Annotated in this window: 23 protein-coding genes; 19 read left to right on the top strand and 4 right to left on the bottom strand. The window is 33.1% G+C overall.

Annotation, left to right across the window (positions count from 1 at the left end):
* From CHB80_RS06415 to CHB80_RS06365, 11 genes are all read left to right on the top strand, one after another.
* Positions 1-534, top strand: coding sequence for a DUF2975 domain-containing protein (locus tag CHB80_RS06415; RefSeq protein WP_089370584.1), 534 nt, complete (start codon positions 1-3; stop codon positions 532-534).
* Positions 535-537: 3 nt separating this feature from the next.
* Entirely contained in the window at positions 538-744 is a 207-nt protein-coding gene (locus tag CHB80_RS06410; protein ID WP_089370583.1) for a helix-turn-helix domain-containing protein, read from the top strand.
* Between the two features lie 27 nt (positions 745-771).
* Positions 772-1,209 carry an ankyrin repeat domain-containing protein gene (locus CHB80_RS06405; RefSeq protein WP_089370582.1) on the top strand — a complete coding sequence of 146 codons (438 nt, stop codon included), beginning with the start codon at positions 772-774 and terminating at the stop codon, positions 1,207-1,209.
* Positions 1,210-1,273: 64 nt separating this feature from the next.
* Positions 1,274-1,837 (top strand): DUF2975 domain-containing protein, encoded by a 564-nt coding sequence (locus CHB80_RS06400; protein ID WP_089370581.1) that lies wholly within the window; start codon positions 1,274-1,276, stop codon positions 1,835-1,837.
* A gap of 7 nt (positions 1,838-1,844) precedes the next feature.
* A complete protein-coding gene (locus CHB80_RS06395; RefSeq protein ID WP_089370580.1) occupies positions 1,845-2,381 on the top strand; it encodes a GNAT family N-acetyltransferase in 537 nt (178 codons plus the stop codon).
* Positions 2,382-2,590: 209 nt separating this feature from the next.
* The gene (speD, locus tag CHB80_RS06390) at positions 2,591-2,983 is read left to right on the top strand and encodes an adenosylmethionine decarboxylase (protein ID WP_089370579.1); all 393 of its coding nucleotides are present in this window, start codon (positions 2,591-2,593) and stop codon (positions 2,981-2,983) included.
* On the top strand, positions 2,973-3,791 hold the full coding sequence (locus CHB80_RS06385) for a potassium channel family protein (protein ID WP_089370578.1): 819 nt from the start codon (positions 2,973-2,975) through the stop codon (positions 3,789-3,791). Before speD ends, CHB80_RS06385 begins: the two co-directional genes overlap by 11 nt.
* A gap of 3 nt (positions 3,792-3,794) precedes the next feature.
* Entirely contained in the window at positions 3,795-4,280 is a 486-nt protein-coding gene (locus CHB80_RS06380; RefSeq protein ID WP_089370577.1) for a DUF4178 domain-containing protein, read from the top strand.
* Between the two features lie 159 nt (positions 4,281-4,439).
* Complete coding sequence (locus CHB80_RS06375; RefSeq protein WP_089370576.1) at positions 4,440-5,153, top strand: hypothetical protein; 714 nt, start codon at positions 4,440-4,442, stop codon at positions 5,151-5,153.
* 8 nt (positions 5,154-5,161) lie between these two features.
* On the top strand, positions 5,162-6,700 hold the full coding sequence (locus CHB80_RS06370; protein WP_229746904.1) for a polyamine aminopropyltransferase: 1,539 nt from the start codon (positions 5,162-5,164) through the stop codon (positions 6,698-6,700).
* A gap of 63 nt (positions 6,701-6,763) precedes the next feature.
* Positions 6,764-8,548 carry a M61 family metallopeptidase gene (locus tag CHB80_RS06365; RefSeq protein ID WP_089370575.1) on the top strand — a complete coding sequence of 595 codons (1,785 nt, stop codon included), beginning with the start codon at positions 6,764-6,766 and terminating at the stop codon, positions 8,546-8,548.
* 72 nt (positions 8,549-8,620) lie between these two features.
* On the opposite strand, the gene CHB80_RS06360 is transcribed toward CHB80_RS06365, so the two are convergent.
* Together CHB80_RS06360 and atpD are read right to left on the bottom strand one after the other, a co-directional pair.
* Positions 8,621-8,899, bottom strand: a complete 279-nt coding sequence (locus CHB80_RS06360) for a FoF1 ATP synthase subunit delta/epsilon (protein ID WP_089370574.1) — start codon at positions 8,897-8,899, stop codon at positions 8,621-8,623.
* 65 nt (positions 8,900-8,964) lie between these two features.
* Positions 8,965-10,473 carry a F0F1 ATP synthase subunit beta gene (gene atpD / locus CHB80_RS06355; protein WP_089370573.1) on the bottom strand — a complete coding sequence of 503 codons (1,509 nt, stop codon included), beginning with the start codon at positions 10,471-10,473 and terminating at the stop codon, positions 8,965-8,967.
* Between the two features lie 295 nt (positions 10,474-10,768).
* Between atpD and CHB80_RS06350 the strand changes: the two genes are divergently transcribed.
* The 8 genes from CHB80_RS06350 to CHB80_RS06315 all read left to right on the top strand — a co-directional run bounded on the left by CHB80_RS06350 (position 10,769) and on the right by CHB80_RS06315 (position 18,577).
* Positions 10,769-11,443 carry a DUF4956 domain-containing protein gene (locus CHB80_RS06350; RefSeq protein WP_089370572.1) on the top strand — a complete coding sequence of 225 codons (675 nt, stop codon included), beginning with the start codon at positions 10,769-10,771 and terminating at the stop codon, positions 11,441-11,443.
* Between the two features lie 9 nt (positions 11,444-11,452).
* Complete coding sequence (locus CHB80_RS06345; RefSeq protein ID WP_089370571.1) at positions 11,453-14,467, top strand: pectate lyase family protein; 3,015 nt, start codon at positions 11,453-11,455, stop codon at positions 14,465-14,467.
* Positions 14,448-15,158: a VTC domain-containing protein gene (locus CHB80_RS06340; protein WP_089370570.1), complete on the top strand. Its 711-nt coding sequence runs from the start codon at positions 14,448-14,450 to the stop codon at positions 15,156-15,158. Before CHB80_RS06345 ends, CHB80_RS06340 begins: the two co-directional genes overlap by 20 nt.
* Before the next feature lie 102 nt (positions 15,159-15,260).
* Positions 15,261-15,914: a hypothetical protein gene (locus CHB80_RS06335; RefSeq protein ID WP_089370569.1), complete on the top strand. Its 654-nt coding sequence runs from the start codon at positions 15,261-15,263 to the stop codon at positions 15,912-15,914.
* 18 nt (positions 15,915-15,932) lie between these two features.
* Positions 15,933-17,003, top strand: a complete 1,071-nt coding sequence (locus CHB80_RS06330; RefSeq protein WP_089370568.1) for a sensor histidine kinase — start codon at positions 15,933-15,935, stop codon at positions 17,001-17,003.
* A complete protein-coding gene (locus tag CHB80_RS06325; protein WP_143337060.1) occupies positions 16,990-17,688 on the top strand; it encodes a LytR/AlgR family response regulator transcription factor in 699 nt (232 codons plus the stop codon). The genes CHB80_RS06330 and CHB80_RS06325 overlap by 14 nt, the downstream gene beginning before the upstream one ends.
* 9 nt (positions 17,689-17,697) lie before the next feature.
* The gene (locus CHB80_RS06320; protein WP_229746903.1) at positions 17,698-18,312 is read left to right on the top strand and encodes an inorganic diphosphatase; all 615 of its coding nucleotides are present in this window, start codon (positions 17,698-17,700) and stop codon (positions 18,310-18,312) included.
* Positions 18,313-18,316: 4 nt separating this feature from the next.
* Complete coding sequence (locus tag CHB80_RS06315) at positions 18,317-18,577, top strand: hypothetical protein (protein ID WP_089370566.1); 261 nt, start codon at positions 18,317-18,319, stop codon at positions 18,575-18,577.
* A gap of 59 nt (positions 18,578-18,636) precedes the next feature.
* Here the strand turns inward: CHB80_RS06315 and glmS are convergent, their stop codons facing one another.
* Positions 18,637-20,484 carry a glutamine--fructose-6-phosphate transaminase (isomerizing) gene (gene glmS / locus CHB80_RS06310; RefSeq protein WP_089370565.1) on the bottom strand — a complete coding sequence of 616 codons (1,848 nt, stop codon included), beginning with the start codon at positions 20,482-20,484 and terminating at the stop codon, positions 18,637-18,639.
* Positions 20,485-20,507: 23 nt separating this feature from the next.
* Positions 20,508-22,205, bottom strand: a complete 1,698-nt coding sequence (locus CHB80_RS06305) for a DUF4270 domain-containing protein (protein WP_089370564.1) — start codon at positions 22,203-22,205, stop codon at positions 20,508-20,510.
* Positions 22,206-22,212 lie beyond the last annotated feature (7 nt).

Below are 22,212 nucleotides of genomic sequence, written 5' to 3'. Positions count from 1 at the left end.
ATGAATCTATCAAAAATCACATATCTAGTAAGCCGTATTTTCTTTTACATATGTGCTGCCTTTACGGTTTTTATATTTCTATTTAGTGCCTTGTCATTTTTTGAAAATCGTTTTAATATAGATATGCCTCTGATCACTATTGTAGAAAATCAAACTTCTATTACAATTCCTTTCTCAAAATTACACATAGAATTTATTAATTCATTTGGGATTATAGCCTTATGGTTAAGCTTTGGATTTTATGCTTTCTATTTTTATGCGCTTTCAGAATTTTTTAAAGTATTTACAAAAACGAAAGTATTTACCCAATATTCTATAAAGAAATTAAAGCTTTTTGGGTCTTTAAATCTTATCCCTCCAGTATTTATACTTCTCTATTTTATTATAGATAGAATTCAGAATACACCTCTACGAATGGATTCAGAATATATATTACCTATCCCACATTTATGCATTGCATTATTTGTATACCTCTATATAGATTTAATTAAGAAAGGTAAGCGTGTGCAAGATGAAAATGATTTAACTATTTAGAATATGCCAATAATCATCAACTTAGATATTATGCTTGCTAAACGCAAGATGAAAAGTAAAGAACTTGCAGAGATTGTTGGTATAACTACCGCAAATCTCTCTATACTCAAATCTGGAAAGGCAAAAGCAGTACGTTTTACAACATTAGAAGCTATTTGCAAGGCATTAGATTGCCAGCCGGGAGATATTTTAGAGTACACAGAAGACTAATTCATCAATCTTAAATCAATAACAATTATGAACAAATTTTTATCCATTTTCTTATTTCTATGTATCGTAACAACATCAAATGCTCAGGAGTTTACAAAAGACATGTACCTAGCGTTTAAAAATGACAATGTATCTGCATTAAAGAGTCATGTAGACCTGACTCAGACTAATGAATGTTTTGATATAAAAGGAAATCCGTACACCTTATTGGCTGTTAGCATCAAGTTTAAAAGCACGTCTATTTTTAATCACTTACTTTCTCAAGAGAAGATTGATTTAGAAAAGACATGTGGTGGTAAATCTGCCCTACAATATGCTGCAAAATATGGTCATTTAGATATGCTCAAAACTCTTATAAAAAAAGGAGCTATCACAAAAGCTACTCCTAACGGAAGAACAGCTTTGGACTATGCAAAAAAATACAAACAACAAGAGATCATTGATTATTTATCATCGATAAAATAATGTATGATCGCAGTGATTCAATACTAAATCACACTTAGTATTGAATCACTATAACAACTATCTTATGAAAACACAACAACTTATAAGCATCTTAAAATTTATATTTTGGGTTGTATTTATTGGTCTTTTAATTTCAGCAGGTGTATTAGTATTCACTTTTGGCTTGGGCATTATATATCCTGAAAATGCTAGAAATATATACCTAGGGCTTGATCTTTTTAAACTTCGCACAACAGACATAAGAGCATTTATGAGTGTCGGTTCTCTCTCAATAACTGTGGTAAGCATGCAAGCCTACATCGCATACCTTGCTATAAAAATAGCAACTACAGGAAATTTAAAACATCCATTCACAGAAGCTACAGCGATTCTTATCTCAAAAATTAGTCAATTAGCATTAAGCTGTGGGGTTATTTCAATTATTGCAGACCGATACTGCCGACGTTTGATAAAAAAAGGATTTGAAGCCGATTTAACTTTGGGAGGTCAACGTATCGTAGAGAAATTTGATATTGATTTCACTTTAAGTGGTAAAGAATTTTTATTTCTTGCGGCTATTCTTTTTATCATTGCAAAAGTATTCCAGAAAGGTATTGAGTTACAAAAAGAAAATGATTTAACGGTTTAAAAACACCATGATTACATACAAGAGAGCAGCTTCAGATCAAGAATTACAAGAAATATTAGCGATTCAAAAACGCAATTTAAAAGCCGTTATTTCTATTCAAGAGCGAAAAGAGCAAGGATATATTACGGTTCCTCATACATTTGATATTTTAAAAAAAATGAACGATGCCTGCCCTCATATACTTGCTATGGATGGTGATCGTGTTGCTGGATATGCACTCGTAATGTTGCGTAGTTTTAAATATGAAATGCCTATTCTTATTCCTATGTTTGAAACTGCCGACAGGTTACTTAAAGGAAAAAACTATGTCGCGATGGGGCAAGTATGCATTGACAAACCTTATCGAGGCCAAGGGGTTTTTAAGGGAATGTATACTTTTTACAAAGAGCAGTTGAGCACTACATATGATTGCTTATTTACAGAAGTAGCGACATCAAATATCCGTTCTCTAGAAGCTCATAAGCGTGTTGGATTTAAAATTCTAGAAACTCAAATTACCGATGGTACCTCCTGGGAAATTGTGAATTGGGATTGGAATGAATAACATTTAGTTTTTTATATTCTTTATTCGCTTTCGCGAAAGCGAACCTACGAGATTCACGACCAAAGGGAGAGCAAAGCGTTAAAGCGAATCTGTGAATTTCACAACCGTAGATAGCACAGCGTTAAAACGTACTTAGCCCTAATATCATATAAAAAAGGGATCCATTCTGAAAGATTTCCTGTTGTTACATATTCCTTTATATTTGGGATATGAATAAAACACACCTCGGATATCAGAAAACTATTGATTTTTATGGTTGTGATCCTGAAAAAATAAATACTAGAGATTTTATTGAAAACACTTTACTTAAAGCTGCTGCTATGATGGAGCTTACAGTAATTAATACAACTATTCATGAGTTTTCTCCTATCGGAATAAGTGGTGTCATTGTGATTCAAGAAAGTCATATTGCAATTCATACGTGGCCAGAACATAAGTATGTCGCATTAGATATCTTTACGTGTAGTCCATCATATTCACTTGCATCTGGGATTTTATGGCTTCAACAAGCTTTTGAAGCTACTCATTATGAGGAAGAAGATATCAAAAGAGGGGGTCTAAAAAGAATAGAAGCATTAAATGCTATGAAAAATGAAAATTAGACAGCAGATATATAATTTAATTGATGAAAATCAAAATAATAATAAAGCAGATGCCTTTGTTCATTATTTTATATCTGCACTTATTATCATTAATGTGATTGCATTGTTTTTAGAATCTTATGAAAACATCAACACAAAGTACAAAACACTATTCTGGTATATTGAGATTTTCTCTATCATTATATTTTCTATTGAATATCTTATACGAATCTGGACAGCCGATTTAGAATATAAAGATGTAAAGCCTTATAAAGCTAGGTTGAAGTATATATTCTCTTTTATGGGGATTATTGACCTACTTTCTGTGGTTCCTTTTTACTTACCGTATTTTATAAAGATAGATTTACGCGTTATTCGAGTATTAAGACTCTTCCGTCTTTTACGTCTTTTGAAATTAAATAGGCATTCTAATTCTTTAAAATTAATTCTACAAGTATTTAAAAGAACAAAAAGTGATATTTTAATTACTGTATTTATTGTTTCATTACTGCTTATTCTTTCTGCAACCTTAATGTATAACATAGAAAATGCTGCACAACCTGAGGCATTTGCAAATATTGGCGAAGCATTGTGGTGGGCTGTAGCCACCTTAACTACTGTAGGATATGGTGACATTTATCCTATTACCGGAATAGGGAAAATTTTAAGTGGAGTCATTGCTTTATTAGGTATTGGTATTGTTGCATTACCTACTGGAATTATAAGTTCTGCTTACATTGAAGAGATACAATACAACCGAGAAAAAACAAAAAAGTCTTCTGAAGAGCAGTGCCTATGCCCGCATTGTGGAAAGGATATAAAAAAATAATATATGTTTGGAAATTCTAATGATATACAACTTACTGCGCTTAGAGTAGGCACTACTTTTAAATATAAAAGTACTGCATGGGAAATTATAGAGGTATCTGATTATGACTGGGGCGTAGACGGAAAGAGTATAGAATATAAAATTCGTTCTAAAAACAATAGTGAAGCTTTCTTAGAAGTAGAACGCCATCAAGGGGATTATGAGATTTATTTTAGCGAAAGCGTTATCATTCCTGAAGAGACATTAAAAGATGGAATTGCTACTAAGTTTATCATTTATGACGGTCAAGAATATGAACAAGAAGAGCATTATAGAGGGAGTTGTAAAAACCAAACATTAGGTGGCAGTTGGGAAAAAACAGAGGTTTTTATGTTTTACGCAAGTGATGATACTATTCTCACTATCGAAAAATCGAGAGATGAAACACTTGCTGTTTATTCTGGCATAGAAGTAAAAGAGAAAGCATTAAAAAATATAAAACCCAATTAATAAAAGTGTTACACCACTCTTAATTCTTGGGAAAACTCAAAAAACAGTACATTAGCAACTCGTATCATCCATAATACATACACACTTATGAAGTCTACATTTTATTACGTTTTTATCGCTTTGTGTTCAATATTCATTATTTCTTGTGGGGAAAGTACAATGGAAAGTATCAAAGTCCCTGTAGAACCTTCTCAAGAAATTATTAAGCAATTAAAAGGGCAAGACTTCTCTATTGTATTAAATGATATGAATATTTCTGAAAAAGACAACAAACGTCTTTTTGAACATAAATACCATATTCTTAAAGTAATAGAAGACTCTCTTGTGGTAGATTCCTTATCATGGAAGCCTGTTAACCAAGCTTTTTTTGAAAAACACGAACAGGATTTAGGAATGGAAATTGTCTCAAATCACAATGGCAAGCTTTCAAAAACAGCACAACCTGTAGGATTTGGATGGGCCATTGGAAATCCTAAATATGGAGAGTGGGAAGAGGTATCAAAAACACAGGATAGTACAAGTACAGCTAGTACAACAAATAATCAATCTGAAAGAAGATGGCGTTCGCGCGGACCAAGTTTACTATTCTGGTATTGGATGTTACGCAGGCCTACATATCAAAGAGATTATGCTGGATATAGAACTGCTAACGCTGCTGGAAGATCTTATTATGGATCACAATCTAATGGTACATCAAAATATGGTACCAATAGTACGTATCAAAAAGCAAAGCGTCCGTCGTTTTTTAATAGAAAAAGATCAAGCAATTCTTGGAAATCATATACGACTTCTTCGAAGAAAACAAGTCGCAGTAGTTCTCGCTATAATAGCTCTTCTTCTACGCGTTCTCGTTCTGGAGGGTTTGGAAAATAAAGGTTGCATTGAGTATCTCAAACAAAAAGAAATCTCTCGTATTAAAAATAGCGCTATTCGCAACGGGCTTTAGTGGTATTGTTGCGGAGTATGTTTTATCTACACTAGCGAGTTATTTTATAGGTAATGCTATTTTACAATTTACCCTCATAGTATCTATCATGCTATTTTCAATGGGGCTAGGAAGTAGAATTAGTAAAACCTTTAGCTCAAATATTGTATTCTATTTTGTTATTGCAGAATTGCTCTTATCCCTACTCGTTTCATTTTCGGCTATTGCATCTTATATGGTATATGGGTATTCTAATAACTCTTGGATTATCATTTATCTATTATCCATTGCTATAGGACTACTCATAGGGCTAGAAATTCCATTTGCAACACGTATCAATGATTCGTATGAAGAATTACGACTTAACATTTCTAACATCTTAGAAAAAGACTATTATGGTAGTCTTTTGGGAGGTTTATTTTTTGCGTTCATTGGACTTCCGTATTTAGGATTGACTTACACTCCTTTTGTATTAGGATTGGTAAATCTTATCGTTTCTTTCTGGCTGTTCTACACACTTAAAGAACATATTTCTAAGAAACTTCAACGTGTTTTATGGATTTCTTATATAAGTGTTTTTAGTATCGTCTTACTAGGATTACTTTATGCAAAGCCACTTGTGCTTTTTGGAGAACAAGCAAAGTATAAAGATAAGATTGTCTTTAGCGAACAGACTAAATATCAAAAAATAGTGATCACAGAATGGAGTGATTGGCATTCGCTATACATCAATGGAAATCAGCAGTTATCTACTTTTGATGAATACCTGTATCATGAGCCTATGGTACATATAGCCTTAGGAATAACAGCTATTAAAAAAGATATTCTCATATTAGGCGGAGGTGATGGATGTATAGCGCGCGAATTACTACAATATGAACATGTAAATACCATCACACTGGTAGATTTAGATCCAAAAATGATTGAAATTGGAAAAACACATCCCATTTTTGCTTCTATAAATAAAAACTCGCTCAATCATCCTAAAGTAACTACAATTACCGCAGATGCTTTTACTTTTTTAGAGCAATCAAAAAACACCTATGATGTTATCCTTGTAGACTTACCAGATCCAAACAATGTAGATCTCAATAAATTATACACAAAAGAATTTTATACCATTTGTTACAATCACCTTGCTGATGAGGGTACTTTTATTACACAATCAGGAAGTCCTTATTATGCTACCAAAGCATTTTATTGTATTGAAAAAACACTAAGAACATCTGGATTTCACACATTACCTATGCATAACCAAATACTTACATTAGGAGAATGGGGATGGATTCTTGCAAAAAAAACACCATTACATAAAGAAGATTTAGAATCTATTGATTTCAAAAATCTTCAACTTAAATGGCTTAACAAAGAAGTATTACCAGCTATTACTTCTTTTGGAAAACCCCTTGTAGATACTACAGGAATTAAAATCAACACCATATTTGAACCCACATTGTATACGTATTACAAACAAGGCAATTGGGATTTATATTAAATACGCTTTCGCGAAAGCAAAAAAGCATTTATAAAACGTTATATTATATTAAAATCACATACTATGAAATACATCTTAGTACTACTACTCACCATTTCTTTATCCTTTACAATACAAGCTCAAAAAGAAAAAGTAGCTACTTCTTATACCATTTCATTTGAAAATGCAATCCATCATGAAGCCCAAGTAATGGCAGTTTTTTCAAATGTAAAAGACAAAGAAGTAACCTTCAGGATGAGTAGAACATCCCCAGGAAGATATGCCATACACGAATTTGCAAAAAACGTATATAATGTGGTAGTCACAGATGGAAAAGGAAACACGCTTAACACCACACGACCAGATCCTTACTCATGGAACGTAAAAGATCATGACGGAACTGTTCAGGTGTCTTATACACTGTTTGCAAATCGTGGAGACGGTACCTACGCACAAATAGACGAAACACATGCACATCTTAATATGCCTGCTACGTTTATGTATATGCCAAGCCTTGCAGATAAAGCAATACAGGTAACTTTCAAGCCTCGAAAAGACCTCAACTGGAAGGTCGCTACCCAATTGAAATCTAATGGCAACAACAGCTATTATGCAAGAGACTTACAGTATTTTATGGACAGTCCAACAGAAATTAGTAATCACAGTATACGCTCTTTTACCGTAGATAAGCAAACGATTAATTTTGTACTACATCACAACGGTACAGAAGCAGAATTAGATACTTATTTTGAAGATGTAAAAAAAGTAGTATTGCAACAAAAAGAAGTCTTTGGGAAACTACCTAATTATGATTATGATAATTACTACTTTCTAGCATGTTACATTCCTAATGCATCTGGTGATGGCATGGAACACAGAAACTCTACAATTCTCACAAGTACTCGAAGCTTAGCCAATGGAGGTTTAAAAAGAAATATAGGCACAGTATCTCATGAGTTTTTTCATGGATGGAATGTAGAACGCATTAGACCTCAAAGCTTAGAGCCTTTTGATTTTGAAGCAGCTAATATGAGCGGAGAATTATGGTTTGCCGAAGGTTTTACTAGCTATTATACGAGTTTAATGATGTGTAGAGCTGGACTTCTTTCAAAAGAAGAGTACATAAAGGGGTTAACACGTACATTTAATTATGTATGGAACTCTCCAGCTCGTGACTTTTTCAATCCTATAGAAATGAGTTACCAAGCACCTTTTGTAGATGCTGCTACCGCCGTAGATCCCGTAAACAGAAACAACACATTTATATCTTACTACTCATACGGAAGTGCATTAGGACTTGCTTTAGACCTATCTCTTAGAGAAAAAGGATTACAACTAGATGATTATATGAAACTAGTTTGGCAAAAACATGGCAAAAAAGAAAAACCATATACCGTAGAAGATTTGCATAACTTATTAAAGAAATATGCTGGAGATGCCTTTGGAGATTTTTTCTTTCAGAATTACATTTACAAAAGTAATATGCCAGATATGAATCGTCTTTTTGAAAGTGTAGGTGTATCAATATCACAAGATGCCACCAAAGCTTCTTTTGGTGTGAATATCACAAATGGAACCATTACTCAAAATACAACTATAGGCACTGCTGCCTATAAAGCAGGATTAGAGAAAGGAGATAAAATCATTAAAGTGAATAATACGGCTGTAACAAAGGACACTTCCTTTAAAGATATCATAGCATCACTTTCTCCTAATGATATCTTAAACATCGCCTATGAGCGTTATGGGGTCACTAAAGAAACAACAGCGACTTTACAAAAAGACCCTTCTTATATTATTCAATTAGACACGACAATATCCGATAAGTCCATAGTAAAAAGACGTGATATGTGGCTGGATCCTAAGTAAACAATTACTCTTAAAAACAAAAAATGCGAAGCTTTTAGCTTCGCATTTTTTTATTTGATTAAAGGATGATACTTAATCTGCTAGTACAATCACTTTATTATTATTCATTTCGATAGTTCCACTTGTAATAGCCAGTGACCATCTTCCGTCACTTTCTTTTACAAATTTATCTTCAAAACCTTCTGCAATCTCAGGACTTCCAGCAAATTTCACTTTCCCTTCTGCAAGTAATGATACTACAGCAGCGTGATTATTTAGCATTTGGAATTCTCCATTTACGCCAGGTACTGTAACAGATGTTACTTCTCCTTTTACTAGTGATGCTTCTGGTGTTACAATTTCTAAGTGCATACTTTTTAGTTTTTCAGTAAAACAGTGTTAGCAACAATTATATTGTTTCTTTACTGTATACTTAATTATACTTCTGCAAGCATTTTTTCTCCAGCTTCTATAGCTTCTTCGATGGTTCCTTTAAGGTTGAATGCTGCTTCTGGAAGGTGATCTAATTCTCCATCCATAATCATATTAAATCCTTTGATTGTTTCTTTAATATCTACCAGTACTCCTGGGATACCTGTAAACTGTTCTGCCACGTGGAATGGTTGAGAAAGGAAACGTTGTACACGACGTGCACGCCCTACAGCCATTTTATCTTCTTCAGAAAGTTCTTCCATACCTAAGATGGCGATAATATCCTGAAGTTCTTTATAACGCTGTAAAAGCTCTTTTACTCTTTGTGCACAATCATAGTGCTCATTTCCTAAGATATCAGCTGTAAGGATACGAGATGTAGAATCTAATGGATCTACCGCTGGGTAAATACCAAGCTCTGCAATCTTACGAGAAAGTACTGTTGTTGCATCAAGGTGAGCAAACGTTGTTGCTGGTGCTGGATCGGTAAGGTCATCTGCAGGTACGTATACCGCTTGTACAGATGTAATAGATCCTCTTTTTGTTGATGTAATACGCTCCTGCATCGCTCCCATCTCTGTTGCAAGTGTAGGTTGGTATCCTACCGCAGATGGCATACGTCCAAGAAGTGCAGATACCTCAGAACCTGCTTGTGTAAAACGGAAGATATTATCTACGAAGAAAAGTACATCTTTTCCTTGTCCTTCTCCTGCTCCATCACGGAAGTACTCAGCAATAGTAAGTCCTGAAAGTGCTACACGAGCACGTGCTCCAGGAGGCTCATTCATCTGTCCGAATACGAATGTCGCTTTAGATTCTTTCATCGCTGTTTTATCAACTTTAGAAAGATCCCATCCTCCTTCTTCCATAGAGTGCATAAAGTCATCTCCGTATTTGATAATACCAGACTCAAGCATCTCTCTTAAAAGGTCATTTCCTTCACGTGTACGTTCTCCTACTCCTGCAAATACAGAAAGTCCACCGTGACCTTTTGCAATATTATTAATCAATTCCTGGATAAGTACTGTCTTTCCTACTCCAGCTCCTCCAAATAATCCAATCTTACCTCCTTTTGCATAAGGCTCAATAAGATCAATTACTTTAATACCTGTAAAAAGTACTTCTGTAGAGGTAGATAAATCTTCAAATTTTGGTGCTTGACGGTGAATTGGTAATCCGTCTTCACCTGCTTTAGGTAAGTTACCGATACCATCAATAGCATCTCCAATTACGTTAAAAAGACGTCCGTAAACATCATCTCCAATAGGCATCTGGATAGGTGCTCCAGTAGCCGTTGCATCTACACCACGGCTTAATCCATCTGTAGAATCCATTGATATTGTACGTACTGTGTTTTCACCAATATGTGATTGTACTTCAAGAACTAATAGTGTTCCATCTGAGTTTGTCACTTCTAGTGAATCGTAAATTTTCGGTAATTCAGCGCCGCTTTCGAATGCTACATCTACTACTGGGCCAATGATTTGTGCAACTTTACCTGTAACTTTTGACATTATTAACTATTTAATGTTTAGCAAAATATATGATGAAAAAATACTTCGTTTTTCACCGCGCAAAGATACTGTTTTCTTCTTTATAAAAAAGCCTATTCTATTTAAATTTTATAAGGAAGTTTTTGCTTTCGCGAAAGCGTACTAAAACTGCTTAAAAACAGCTTCCATTTTAAAGTAAAAAATCCATCTCTTATCATCACAATATCCTAGTATAACAATGAAAAACTAACAATAATTTTAGCTGGTCTAAAGAAATAAATTTACATTAGCTTTTCATTAATTTTACAATTGATTTATGGATAAATTTTTAGAACAATTTTCTTTAACTGTTGAAGATTCGTTTTCTTCCACAAATTATATTGCATACATCTTACTCTGTGCTGCATTACTTTATTTACTAGCTGTTATATACAATAGGTATGGACAATCTATTTCAAATAGATCTCAATTATCTAAAGTTTTAATGATTGTAGGACTTACTACCTTTATCATTATATCTATTGTAAAATCATCTTTAGCGCTCTCACTAGGACTTGTAGGAGCTTTATCTATAGTACGTTTTAGAACCGCTATTAAAGAGCCTGAAGAATTAGGGTATTTCTTTATGGCTATTGCTATAGGATTAGGTATGGGAGCTAATCAGTTATTACCAACATTAATAGGGTTTGTGGTATTACTCTTAATTATCATACTACAACATAAAGGTCAAAGCTCTTCTATTACTCAAAACTTACTAGTAAACCTAACATGTGATACCGATAAAAAAACAGCGATCATTAAAGAGATAAGTGATACGGTAAGTGCAAACACAACACAAGTTGAAGTAAAGAGAATACAGCACGAAGAAACATCTGTAGCTATTAATTTTCTGGTAAAAGTAAAATCATTAGAAGATTTAAATAGCATTAACACCAAATTGATTGCTATAGATCCTAAGGTACAAGTAACTTTTATAGATAATACGCTTTAAATAGTATTCATGAAAATTAAAAATAACACCTCTGCAAAAGTAAACCCCTTTACGGTCGTAGCTATTATAGGGGTATTATGTTTGAGTTTTTTTGTACTAACAAATACTACTAATAGCACTCAAAAGGAGGTGTCCAAAACAACCTCTTTAAATAATGAAGATTTAAATACTCGCACTACACTTCCTACTGTTGAATACAATGAATTATTTAGTTCTTCCGATTATGCACTCCACGATGATGATGAACTCTCCATCTACTTAATGAGTGGCACTGCAATTCCTAAAGTAATTTATGCGTATAAAAATGAACCTAGTGATCGCCAACTTACCGATAACTTTTTTCTACACGTCTATGTAAAAGATTCTTCTAAACTAAAAGGGAAAGCGCAGTTTGCAAATGTAGATTTTATACAAAAACCTAAAACCTTTTTAATAGAGGGAAAGACCTATTATGTTTTTCAGAGAGATTTAACAAGTAGCAGCTATAAAGAAGGCCACATTCCTATTAACAACATTGACTATATCAATACTGGACGGTTTAAACCTACTGTAGGAAGGTCTCTTGATCTTAGAAAATTAGATCCTTCCAATATTCCTTCGGGTCAATTATACAATGGTTTGGATCATATTGAAATTACGATTTCTAAAAAAGCATTTGATAAAATAAAAAACAAAAGAGATGATGCTTTAAGTAAAGGCATTCATATTTCTCAAGATGATGATCTTGTAAATGGAAGTGTACGCCTTAATGATGAAGAAGATCAAAAAACAGAATTACGCCTTAAAGGAGATTGGACAGATCATTTAAAACATGAAAATAAGTGGTCGTATCGTTTAATTATGAAAGGTGAAAACACCTTTAAAGGAATGCGTAAATTTTCTGTGCAACATCCAGTAGTGCGAAACTATTTATGGGAATGGCTTTTTAATAAAGCTATAAAAGATCATGATCTTGTAGGATTACGATATAGTTTTGCAGATGTAACAATACAGGTGCAAGATACTACAACTACAAAAATCCCCATGGGGATTATGGCTATAGAAGAGTCTTTTGATAAAATTCTTATTGAGAACAACAAAAAGAGAGAAGGAATCATTATTGGTTTTGATGAGTCTCTTTTATGGAAAGACAGAGAAAAACAACGCATGTTGGGACTAGAAAGCAATGCACAATCTAAAACGCTTCATAGCTTGGCTAATGCTCAAATTAAAGTGTTTAATGAAAATAAAGTGCTTTCTGATCCAAAACTTTTAAAGCAATTTGAAACTGCAAAAGATTTATTAGAAGGACTACGACAAGGAAAATACCAACCTTCTGATGTTTTTGACACCGATAAGCTTGCTACTTTTTTAGCACTTACCAACCTCTTTGGAGGGTATCACGGACTAATCTGGCATAATTTGCGCATCTACTACAACCCCATTACCAATAAATTAGAACCTATTTCTTTTGATTCAAATAGCGGTACTCGTTTAAGTAAGATGCTCGAATATCCTATGTCAAAAAATGATACTATACTTCACGAAAAGGTATTAGAAAAACTTAAAGTAGTGAGCAGTTCTAGTTTTGTAACCGAGCTGATTGTTCGCCATACAAAAGAGCTTGAGCAATTAGAAGAAAGTCTTTATACAGAATATAATAACGAACTTGATCTTGACATTCTTACCTACAATAGCAACTTCATTAAAAAACAAATCAATCCAGCAGTTCTTATTACAGCAGACCTCGTATCGTTTGATAAGAGCCATATGAAGGTTGAAATAAATAATGTGTCTGGACATCCTATTACCATCGAAAGTCTATTAGACACAGAAGGAAGAGTTTTAAGTACAAATAAAAGTGCCATTACCTTAAAAGAAAAATCCAGTACTGTCGTTGATTTTTCACTCAGCAACTATTTTGTAAATGCATTTGTCTCCAAAAAAAATAAAAAAGGAACATTTCAATACCCAAAAGATGTTCAAAAATTGAGAATCTCTCATTACGTAAATGGGATCTCTACAAAAAGAAATGCCCCCATCGCTCCTTTTAGTAAAAATCAAAGCTTAGATAAAAGTATTGCCTATTACAAAAACGCGAAAGCACAAAACTTTCAAGAGTTCTCTTTTATTGAAGAACAAGAAGGGCAGATTCTTATATTTAAAGAAGGGGTTCACGAGATTACAAAAGACCTTATTATTCCTTCGGGATATACTATACAAATAACTCCTGGTTGCCATCTGGATTTTAAAAATAATGCCTCACTCCTTTCCTATGCTACTTTTTTAAGTAATGGAACAAAAGAAAAACCTATCAAGTTTTATTCTTCAGATAGTACAGGTCGAGGTATTTTTGTTTCAAATGCGGCACAACAATCACAAATACATTACAGTACGTTTGATAATCTTTCTAATCCGATATCGGCTATTTGGGAAGTATCTGGCGCGGTCAATTTTCACGAAAGTGACGTAATCATCACACACTCCTCATTTATAAATAATCGATGTGAAGATGGGCTAAACATTATACGCTCGTCATTTTCTATAACTGACAGTAGATTTGAAGGCACAAAATCTGATGCATTTGATGGTGATTTTGTAACGGGCACATTAGAACGGTGTACTTTTTTAAACGCAGGCAATGATGGTATTGATGTATCAGGGTCTGAACTTTACTTAAAAGATATCACTATAAAAAACCCATCAGATAAAGCAATTAGTGCTGGAGAAAACAGTCTAATCAAGGGTCAAGACATTCATGTTTCAGGAGGAGAAATAGGTGTAGTAAGCAAGGATCTTTCTAGGGTAGAGCTTACTAATTTAAGTATTATAGATACGCGTCTTGGCATTTCTGCTTTTCAAAAAAAATCAGAATATGGTGTAGCTTCTATCACACTTAAAAACACCACGCTACAAGGGAATGAGCTTGATTACCTGATAGAGAACAAGTCCAGTCTCATATTAAATGACATCACTGTCAAAACAGTATCTGACAATGTAATTGATCAAATGTACGGTAAGGAATATGGGAAAAGTAGCCGCTAAAAATTTAAGATACGAGCGTAAATTTATTTATGAGACAGGAACCCCTGAAGATCTTATACATACTGTTGTGCTTTCTAATTCTTTTTGCTTTCGCGAAATTTTTCACCGCCGTACCGTCAATAATATTTATTATGATGATGCATCTATGAGTTTTTATCATCAAAATGTATCTGGAGATGAAATTCGTGATAAATATAGGCTTCGGTGGTATGGAGATGCTTTTGAAATTATAGAAAATCCAGTTCTTGAGATCAAGAAAAAATATGGCGCTGTAGGTGATAAATTGTCTTTCGCTTTAAGCGAAAACACTTTTAATCTCAAAGAAGATTCGACAAAAGAAATTCAACAAAAGATTACAAAAGCTATTCAAGAAGCACACCCGCAAGAACTTGCTTTAAAACTTGGCAGCTTAACACCTTCTTTATACAACTCATATGAGCGAAGGTATTTCTTATCTAATTGTAAAAGGTATAGAATCACTATCGATTACAATATGACTTTTTATAATCCGCATTTTACAAATTACGAAGTGTCCAAAGCGCAACTATCTGATGTTGTTTTAGAACTGAAATACGAAGTTCCTCACGATAAAGAAAGTAGACAACTCACGCAGCAACTTACGAGCCGTTTATCTAAAAACTCAAAATATGTAAGAGGTGTACATCTTATACATCATCAACAGAATAATTAGGCAGCTATAGTGTTTGGCATGAGTTCCTTTGTGTTTGTCGAAATTTGTTGTTAGTCAGGTATAGAACTGTGAGTTTAGCCAAAACTTTTAAAATTAAACATTATGAAATCTAAGGCTCTTATCTTACTAACGTCTGTTTTACTTTTTAGTTCTTGTATTGTAAAATCACTACAACCCTTTTATAATACTGAAGATCTCTCATACAATGAAAAACTCATAGGCACTTGGACAGATCAAAAAAATGATACGTGGAGTGTCACCTCCGTAAAAGAAGAATTTGCGAAAGGCCTAAAAGAGGGAGAAAAACTATCTGAAGATGAAAAAGAATCTTTTGAAACCTATAAAGACGGGTATATTATTAATTATACAAAAAAGAATAAAGAAGTTCTTTTCATTGCAATGCCATTTAAAATAGAAGGACAATATTTTTTAGATTTTATTCCTTATGATTTTGATTCTGAAAGTATTAATGATTTAGCGTCACAACATCTTTTAAAAACACATTCGGTTGCAAAAATAGAACTTGACGATACAAATAATATTTCATTTTTATGGCTTACAGAAGAGCATATAAAAAACTTATTTAAAGCAGATAAATTACGTTTAAAGCATGAAATCGTAGGTCCGGATGAGGTGTTGCTTTTAACCGCTTCATCAAAAGAACTTTCAGCCTTTCTAAAAAAATATAACGCATCTTCTATTAAAGACAAATGGAAATCATCAGACATCTTGAAATTAACAAAAAAAGCTATTTAAATAACCAAGCTCATCTAGATGCAACACTTTAGTCTTAATACGTTTATTAAAAAAAACAGTTACCACAGACCACTTATTTTTAATAGTGTACTGTGGTTACTTGCTTTTGTTATTTTACTGTTTATTTTTTCAAAAGGAAAAACTCCAATAAAAGTAGATTACATATACACTTTTGTATTTCTACTTTTTATGGCAATTCCAGTAACCATTAATTTTTATGTCTTAATTCCAAGGTTTCTTCAGCTCGAAAAATATGTTATTTATATTTCATTATTTATTATAAATCTGCTCTTTTTCTCAACAATTTATATACTGTTTTTTCAATCATTATTAGATTACGTATTCCCCGATTTTTTCTTTGTATTCTATATATCCAACACAAATGGATATACGATATTTAGTATTTTTCTAATAGCGACAACACTTTTAAAATTAGCTGAAGATTGGTTTTATTTCAACACAAATGAAAACAAAATTTTAAAACTAGAAAATCAGCATATACAAACACAACTATCTTCATTAAGAGCACAAATAAATCCTCATTTTTTATTTAATTCCATAAACGTGATCTATGCTATGGCACTAGAAAAAGATGCCCATATTACAAAAGCAATTGTAGAGCTTTCTGATGTATTGCGTTATGTAATTTACGACTCAAATACAGAGCGTGTCACTTTAAAAGATGAGGTGAAATTATTACAAAACTATATTGCATTTCAGGAGTATCGCACACATGCCACAAATAGTGTTCATTTAAAAATAGCTATCCAAAATGAGCATTTTAAAATATACCCTATGTTGCTTTTACCACTTATAGAAAATAGTTATAAATATGGAGTCCTTGATCCCAATACTACTGAAACAATACAAATTGAACTACTACAATCTGAAAATCATTTTAAATTTGTAATCATTAATACTATAAATCCTTCTGCAAAAAACAATCTAGACGACACCTACTCAGGAGTAGGTCTAGAAAATCTAAAGAATAACTTACATTTGGTATACCCTGAACGTCATCAATTTATTGTAGAAAACACAGTAGACACCTTTAAAGTAACTATTGAAATTAAAGATGAGCACCAATAAAGATAAACATATACGTTGCCTCATTATTGATGATGAAATTTCATCTCAACGCGTATTACAGCATTTTATTAAAGACACGGAGGTTTTAGAATTAAAACAAGTATGCAATAATTCATCAGAGGCATATAAATACTTACAATTACAAGATGATGTTGATCTTTTATTTCTAGATATTAATATGCCACAACAATCTGGATTAGACTTTTACAAAAGCCTACAGCATCCTCCTGCTGTCATATTTACAACTGCCTATCCTCAATATGCTGTAGAAGGGTTTGAAGTAAATGCTATTGACTATCTATTAAAACCGATCGCGTATGATCGCTTTTTAAAAGCAATACATAAAGTCCTAAACAATACTCCTCAAAAAGAAATTTTAGATGACTTTGTTATTCTAAAAGAAAATAAAGTACTTCATAAAGTGTTTTTTAAAGATATTCAATATATAGAAGCCTATGGTGATTATGTGAAAGTAATGGTTGAGAAAAAAGTTATTATCACACATAGCACCTTCTCTAAGTTTATAGAAAACCTTCCTGATTACTTTGTGCGCACTCATAAATCATTTAGTATAAATTTAAGTAGGTTAAATCACCTTTCGGGAAATAAAATAATGCTAGATTCTCATACGATACCCATTGGCCAAACCTATAAAGCCAACGTTTTAAAAGCTCTTAACCTTTAATAAATAAATATGGCCATACGCATACTCTATATGTTATTGATAGCATCTCTACTTACAAACTGCACCTCTAAAAATGATGTATATAACACTCCTACTTTTTCTAAAGAAGGTACTTTACATTGTGTCATAGAAATTCCTGGAGGAACCAATAAAAAAATAGAATTTAATCCCGAAACTCATTCTTTTGTAGTAGATCAAAGAGATGGCAAAGACCGTATTATTTCGTTCTTACCCTATCCAGCAAATTACGGTTTTATCCCATCTACGCTCTCAGATAGTTCTCAAGGAGGTGATGGAGATGCCTTAGATATATTACTCATTTCAGAGTCAACTCCTACTGGATCCATCATAGAGGCCATTCCTATTGCAATGCTTAAATTGTTTGATAATGGAGCATACGATTATAAAATCATTTGTGTCCCAAAAGACCCTAAAAAACGTATTATAAAAGCTACTACCTACAAAAGTTTTTCTGAAGAATACATGCATGCAAAAAACATGATAGAATCTTGGTTTTTACATTATGATATTGGAGGAGACATATTATTGAGCAAAGGATGGGGAGATGAAGAGGAAGCACTTAAGGAAATTACTAAAAGCTTAGTACTTAAAAACAAGAAATGAGTTTATGGGAGAGAAAGAAGAAAACGCTAACACACATGAAACACTCATTAAGTCTTTACGTGATAAAACATACTCTTCATTAGAAATTAAAAGAATACATCGGAAATGCTACCTAATTATCCATTTTGCCACATATTCTAGAACATTTATAAATAGATTTGAAAGACCAAAAGAATACAGGCATATCTGGCAAATATCAGATTGGCTTAAAGCCAACTTTGATATTGAAAAAGAGCAATTAAAATTACCTATAAGGAACTCATAATAAAATATAAAAAATCCCGCAAATAGCGGGATTTTTTATAGTATTACTAAATCTATCTACTATTCTACTGTAACAGATTTAGCTAAATTTCTAGGTTGATCTACATTCTTTTCTAACATTACTGCAATATGATAGGACAGTAACTGTAATGGAATGGTAGCTAGCAATGGCGTAAATGGCTCTAATGTTTCTGGTATTTCAATAACATGATCTGCCAATTTTTTCACTTCCTCATCTCCTTCAGTGACAATTCCAATGATTTTTCCACTTCTCGCCTTAATTTCTTCTACATTGCTTACTACTTTCTCATAATGCCCTTTCTTGGTAGCTATTACAACTACTGGCATTTGCTCATCAATTAATGCAATGGGTCCGTGCTTCATTTCTGCCGCAGGATATCCTTCTGCATGGATATATGAAATCTCTTTAAGTTTTAAAGCTCCCTCTAAAGCTACAGGAAAGTTATATCCTCGACCTAAGTATAGCGCATTTGAAGCATCTTTATATTGAGAAGCTACATGTTCTGCTTGCTCATTAGATTTTAATGCTTTAGCAACTTTTGCTGGAATACGTTCCAATTCTTGCAAATAAGCTCTAAACTCAGAGTTTGAAAGTGTTCCTTTATGCTTTGCTAATTTTAAAGCTATTAGTGTAAGGATTGTAATTTGAGTTGTAAATGCTTTTGTTGAAGCTACACCTATTTCTGGTCCTGCATGTGTATATGCTCCTGCATGAGTTTCTCTAGAAATAGAAGACCCTACAACATTACATACCCCAAAAACAAAAGCTCCTTGGTCTTTTGCCAATTTAATTGCCGCCATAGTATCTGCAGTTTCTCCACTTTGAGAAATTGCAATAACAACATCATCTTTATATACAATTGGATTTCTATATCTAAATTCCGAAGCATATTCAACTTCCACAGGAATACGAGCAAATTCTTCAAAGATATATTCTGCAACAAGACCTGCATGCCAAGAAGTACCACAAGCAACAATTATAATACGTCTTGCGTTCAAAAACTTCTCTAAATTATCATCTATTCCTGCCATTTTCACAATACCTTTATCTACAAGCATACGCCCTCTAAAAGTATCTGTAATCGCATCAGGTTGCTCATAAATCTCCTTAAGCATAAAGTGATCATAACCTCCTTTTTCTATCTGTTCTAGATTTAATTGGAGCTCTTGTATATATGGATCAACAAGAGAATCATCTTTAATTTTACGTATTTTTAATTTCTTATGATTACGAACTACTGCCATCTCACCATCTTCAAGATAGATAGCATTATTTGTGTATTCGATAAAAGGAGTTGCATCTGATGCAATAAAAAGTTCATTATCACCTACACCTATTGCTAATGGACTTCCGAGTCTAGCCACTACAATTTCATTAGGCTTCGTTTTGTCAAAAACAGCCACTGCATAAGCGCCTATTGTTTGATTAAGTGCTATCTGCACAGCTTTCCCAAGCTTTACGCCCTCTTTGATCTTTACATCCTCAATCAAGTTTACAAGTACTTCTGTATCTGTATCTGAAGTAAAAGAATACCCTCTATTAATCAACTCTTTACGTAATGGGTCATAATTTTCTATGATCCCATTATGTATAATAACAAGGTTTCCTGAATTAGAGATATGTGGATGAGAGTTAACATCATTAGGAACACCATGTGTTGCCCATCTTGTATGCCCTATACCTATAGATCCATTTGTAGTTATCTCGCTTTCTAAACGAATTTTCAAATCTTCTACTTTCCCTTTTGTTTTTGATAGTTTGAGATTTTCACCATCATAGAGTGCTATTCCAGCACTATCATATCCTCTATATTCAAGACGTTGTAATCCTTGTAAAATGATAGGATATGCATCTCGATATCCTATGTAACCAACAATTCCGCACATACTGCTATATGTTATTCAATTATTTAATTATCTAAACCTAATATTTGACCACAAGGACTGTCAGGGTCTATATCTCCTGTTAATGTATAGAATATTCTTAATTTTAATCTTTTGGCTTCATCAGCACTTAAATTACCATGAAGAATAGTTCCTTCCGGAGAAATCACACTAGAAATAGGCGTTCTTTGAGCATCTTCTATACCTCCTGTACCTCCTATAATGGCTGTATTATCTACATTTACATTTTGTGATACAGCTAACGCCAAACGCACGTTTGTAGAATCATTTTTAATGATATTATTTACGTGTTGTGTAATTCGTATTCTATAACTCTGTCCTAAACTTGATTCATTCCCATCTTCTTCTCTTACAAGTCTTCCTAAGTGATTAGTCCTTGTATTAATTGGACCATTAATTCCTGCTGTATTGTCTATTAAATTATCTATTAATAAACTATTATTATCAAAATCTACTACAAATAATCTCTCAGGTTCCAAAGCACCTCCTCCAGCACCTAAATCATCTTGATCTACATAAAAAGTCAAGTTAGCTTCATTAATAATAATATTATCACACGTACGAAGTACTTCCAGTTGATCTGCGACTTCATCTCCGTCAAAATCAGGACCAAAAAGCTCTACAATAGCAATACTACCATCACCTCCTTTTAGGTATAAATTATCTTCTCCATTATCAATGTCAGAGTTTTCTATTGCAGTAACAATTGCAGGATTAAACTCATTTTGATAATCAATTATACTAACACCATTAAAATTTAAAGAAATTTCCCCAAAGCCATCATTACTAGGTTCTCCTGGATCTGCAGAATCATCATCTCCTTCAAAGGAATAATAAAGCGTAATATTTGCTTGACTGAAGTCAAACAAGAATAAATTACCATTACTATCTGCATCTTCTGCTTTCAAATAAAGACCTCTGAAATAATCATTAAATGTGTTTATATTTAAAAGCACATCATCTCCTTCTCTTTCTAGAATATTTTGAGTCCAATAGTCTGTATTAAGTTCTAGCCTTAATGCTGGAGAAATGCGTTCAGAAAATTCTTTAACAACTTCATTGTCGTCATCTAAAATTGGATTTCCATCTTCATCAAAAGTTACTTCTGTCAAAATAATTTCATCTGCTTGTGGAATAAAATCTGTTACTTGGAATAATAAATCTCCTTCTACACCTTGAAAGTTTGGAACATCATTAGAAAAATAGATTTCTGGATCTTCAAAATTTGAGTTTGGATCAAGATCATTTAAGAAAAAATTTGATCTAAATGCAGATAATGTAATACCCCCTGTATTTGCAAATATAGAATCAAGCTCAAAAGTGTTATTCCCATCTTCATCTACTTCTACTTGTCTCGCAAAATATGGCAATGTAAATATAACACTGTCCAACACGGTATTATCACCAAAATCTGGATTTGTTCTTGAAAGTGCCATTTGAGACAGGTATGAAGCTGTTGTTTTACCATATACAGGATCATTATACACTCCTAAAACTCCTACTGGCGCTCCATTGGTTTGAACACCTACAGGATAATTCATACTATAGGAAACAACATCTAGATCGTCTACCATTTCGGTATCAAAATTTACTTCGCCTACAATGCCAGTACCTACTTCACCTAAGTCTTCTTCGCAGGCAATGTATGCAAATACGAAAAGTAAGGCTACCAAGCCTTTACTTATATAATTATAAATTTTCATAGTCTTT

It is taken from the genome of Dokdonia pacifica, from assembly GCF_900188275.1.
In the GTDB taxonomy this organism is placed as follows: domain Bacteria; phylum Bacteroidota; class Bacteroidia; order Flavobacteriales; family Flavobacteriaceae; genus Dokdonia; species Dokdonia pacifica.
The sequence above is the reverse complement of the archived record's forward strand: the minus strand, read 5'-3'. Positions and strand labels throughout refer to the sequence as shown.

What these genes read in the sequence shown, in the direction of transcription:
- CHB80_RS06415 (WP_089370584.1), top strand. Translation starts at nt 1, where the DNA reads ATGAATCTATCAAAAATCACATATCTAGTAAGCCGTATTTTCTTTTAC.
- CHB80_RS06410 (WP_089370583.1), top strand. Translation starts at nt 538, where the DNA reads ATGCCAATAATCATCAACTTAGATATTATGCTTGCTAAACGCAAGATG.
- CHB80_RS06405 (WP_089370582.1), top strand. Translation starts at nt 772, where the DNA reads ATGAACAAATTTTTATCCATTTTCTTATTTCTATGTATCGTAACAACA.
- CHB80_RS06400 (WP_089370581.1), top strand. Translation starts at nt 1,274, where the DNA reads ATGAAAACACAACAACTTATAAGCATCTTAAAATTTATATTTTGGGTT.
- CHB80_RS06395 (WP_089370580.1), top strand. Translation starts at nt 1,845, where the DNA reads ATGATTACATACAAGAGAGCAGCTTCAGATCAAGAATTACAAGAAATA.
- speD (WP_089370579.1), top strand. Translation starts at nt 2,591, where the DNA reads ATGAATAAAACACACCTCGGATATCAGAAAACTATTGATTTTTATGGT.
- CHB80_RS06385 (WP_089370578.1), top strand. Translation starts at nt 2,973, where the DNA reads ATGAAAATTAGACAGCAGATATATAATTTAATTGATGAAAATCAAAAT.
- CHB80_RS06380 (WP_089370577.1), top strand. Translation starts at nt 3,795, where the DNA reads ATGTTTGGAAATTCTAATGATATACAACTTACTGCGCTTAGAGTAGGC.
- CHB80_RS06375 (WP_089370576.1), top strand. Translation starts at nt 4,440, where the DNA reads ATGGAAAGTATCAAAGTCCCTGTAGAACCTTCTCAAGAAATTATTAAG.
- CHB80_RS06365 (WP_089370575.1), top strand. Translation starts at nt 6,764, where the DNA reads ATGAAATACATCTTAGTACTACTACTCACCATTTCTTTATCCTTTACA.
- CHB80_RS06360 (WP_089370574.1), bottom strand. Translation starts at nt 8,899, where the DNA reads ATGCACTTAGAAATTGTAACACCAGAAGCATCACTAGTAAAAGGAGAA.
- atpD (WP_089370573.1), bottom strand. Translation starts at nt 10,473, where the DNA reads ATGTCAAAAGTTACAGGTAAAGTTGCACAAATCATTGGCCCAGTAGTA.
- CHB80_RS06350 (WP_089370572.1), top strand. Translation starts at nt 10,769, where the DNA reads ATGGATAAATTTTTAGAACAATTTTCTTTAACTGTTGAAGATTCGTTT.
- CHB80_RS06345 (WP_089370571.1), top strand. Translation starts at nt 11,453, where the DNA reads ATGAAAATTAAAAATAACACCTCTGCAAAAGTAAACCCCTTTACGGTC.
- CHB80_RS06340 (WP_089370570.1), top strand. Translation starts at nt 14,448, where the DNA reads ATGGGAAAAGTAGCCGCTAAAAATTTAAGATACGAGCGTAAATTTATT.
- CHB80_RS06335 (WP_089370569.1), top strand. Translation starts at nt 15,261, where the DNA reads ATGAAATCTAAGGCTCTTATCTTACTAACGTCTGTTTTACTTTTTAGT.
- CHB80_RS06330 (WP_089370568.1), top strand. Translation starts at nt 15,933, where the DNA reads ATGCAACACTTTAGTCTTAATACGTTTATTAAAAAAAACAGTTACCAC.
- CHB80_RS06325 (WP_143337060.1), top strand. Translation starts at nt 16,990, where the DNA reads ATGAGCACCAATAAAGATAAACATATACGTTGCCTCATTATTGATGAT.
- CHB80_RS06320 (WP_229746903.1), top strand. Translation starts at nt 17,698, where the DNA reads ATGGCCATACGCATACTCTATATGTTATTGATAGCATCTCTACTTACA.
- CHB80_RS06315 (WP_089370566.1), top strand. Translation starts at nt 18,317, where the DNA reads ATGGGAGAGAAAGAAGAAAACGCTAACACACATGAAACACTCATTAAG.
- glmS (WP_089370565.1), bottom strand. Translation starts at nt 20,484, where the DNA reads ATGTGCGGAATTGTTGGTTACATAGGATATCGAGATGCATATCCTATC.
- CHB80_RS06305 (WP_089370564.1), bottom strand. Translation starts at nt 22,205, where the DNA reads ATGAAAATTTATAATTATATAAGTAAAGGCTTGGTAGCCTTACTTTTC.